Below are 1,835 nucleotides of genomic sequence, written 5' to 3'. Positions count from 1 at the left end.
CGCCGCAGCAATCATCGCGGGCGTGAATTCGCCTGCGTAGTACAACAGCACGCCGCAGTCTTGCGAGTTGTGCTGGAAGCGTTCGAACTCCTGCGGACTCATGCCTGCTCCTGCGCGGGTGCGCCGCAGCGGAAGGCCAGTAACGACACGTCGTCGCGGCGCCGCTCCAGGCCCTGCCATTGGTGGAAGTGTTCGGCAAACTCGGCGCACAGGGCGCGCGCGCTCACGCCGCGCCGCTGCTCCATGAACTGCACCAGCCGCCGCTTGCCGTGGGCGATCTGGCGCGGCCCGCCGATCTGGTCGATCACGCCGTCGGTGGGAATCACCAGCAGGCTGGGGCCGCCCAGCGCCACCTGCTGCGTGGTCCAGGCCTGGTCGTCGGCGGTATCGGCGTAACCGATGCCGTCGCGGTCGCCGTCGATGGTGCGCAGCGCGCTGCCATCGTCGGGCGCAATCAGCAGGTGCAGCCGGGCCGAGGCAAACTGCAGCGAAGCGCCATCGGGCGCCAGCAGGAACAGCGCAGCGTCCAGCCCATCGTTGGACGGGCGGCTGCTGCTGCCGTAGCTGCTGTCGCCCTCGCACTGGCGCTGCTGCAGCACGCGCTTGATGTAGCGGTTCATGGCGCCCAGTGTGGCGCCGGGGTCGAAGCTCTCGCACTCCGGGGTGACGGTCTGTTCCAGAAAGGACAGCGCAATCAGCGTCATGAACGCGCCCGGCACGCCGTGGCCCGTGCAGTCGAACACGCAGCCCACCAGGCCTGCTGCCGTACGGCGGAAGAAGTAGGCGTCGCCGCCGACCACATCGCGCGGCTGCCACAGCAGGGCGTGGTCGGGCAGCCCTTCGCGCAGCGCCAGGTCGGACTCGGCCAGGTGCGAGCGCTGGATCAGGCTGGCATAGCCAATGCTGGAGAGCAGCTGGCGCGTCTTTTCGGCCTCGATGTCGGACATGGCCTTCATCAGTGCATAGCCCGTGCCCAGGCCCAGGTACTGGCCCTCGGCGGTGGTGATGAAGCCGTCCTTGAGCACGCGTGTGCCCGCTTCGACGGCGGCCCTGACCAGCGTCTCGATGGGCAGGCCCCGGTCCACGATCACCGGGCTTTTGTCCATGAAGGCAATGCAGCTCTTGCGCCCGAACACATCGCGCGCGAACGGGCGTGCGTACTGCTCCATGAAGATGTGGCGGTTGATGAGCCCGATGGGCTGGCCGTTTTCCACCACGGCCAGGGTCTCCTGCACCTCGTTCTGGGCAAAGAGCTGGCACACGTCGTCGTTGGTGTGCTCGGGCGTGACAGGTTCGGCGGGTGCGGTCAAATGCTCGGCGCGCGTGGCCAGTGCAGCGTGCGCGTGGCGCTTGTCGGTTGCGCCTGCGGCGAGCGATTCATAAAGGCGTTCCAAAGAATTCATGGAGGCAACCTGTAACCAGATGCAATCCATTCTGGGCAAGCGCCATGACGGCGCCATGACGTCCCCGCCGACCATGGGGGCTGCCGCGGTGCGGGCCAGCGCTGGTCCGGCAGGGTGCTATAAAAAAATATAGCTGCTAACGCTTGTTGGATAAGCGCTGGAGCCGATTTTTTCTATGAGCTGCTGCGCTCGAAGGTCACCACATGGTTCACCTGGGGACGGATGCCTATCCATTCGCCGATGGCGTGGTCGTGGTGGCTGGGTACATGGGCCAGCAGCATCTGGCCGTTGTCCATGCGCAGCGTGTACAGGAATTCCGAGCCGCGAAATGCCTTGCGCACGATCTGCGCCTGCGCGGGGGCTGCGTCGTCGTGCACGATGTCGTCGGCGCGCAGCAGCACGTCGCAGGCCCCGCCGGGGTAGCGCGAGGGC

The 1,835-nt window shown here is 66.7% G+C and carries 2 protein-coding genes; both read right to left on the bottom strand.

The annotated features are described in order from the left end of the window. Nucleotides 1–98: 98 nt before the first annotated feature. Complete coding sequence (locus ACE3QP_RS21685; RefSeq protein WP_374439153.1) at nucleotides 99–1,403, bottom strand: SpoIIE family protein phosphatase; 1,305 nt, start codon at nucleotides 1,401–1,403, stop codon at nucleotides 99–101. A 173-nt stretch (nucleotides 1,404–1,576) separates the two neighbouring features. Further along, nucleotides 1,577–1,835, bottom strand: a 259-nt coding sequence (locus ACE3QP_RS21680) for a TOBE domain-containing protein (protein ID WP_374439151.1), incomplete at its 5' end; no start/stop codon positions are given.

The sequence above is a fragment of the Inhella sp. genome, from assembly GCF_041912635.1.
Classification (GTDB): domain Bacteria; phylum Pseudomonadota; class Gammaproteobacteria; order Burkholderiales; family Burkholderiaceae_C; genus Inhella.
This window is presented reverse-complemented; position numbering and strand designations above follow the sequence as displayed.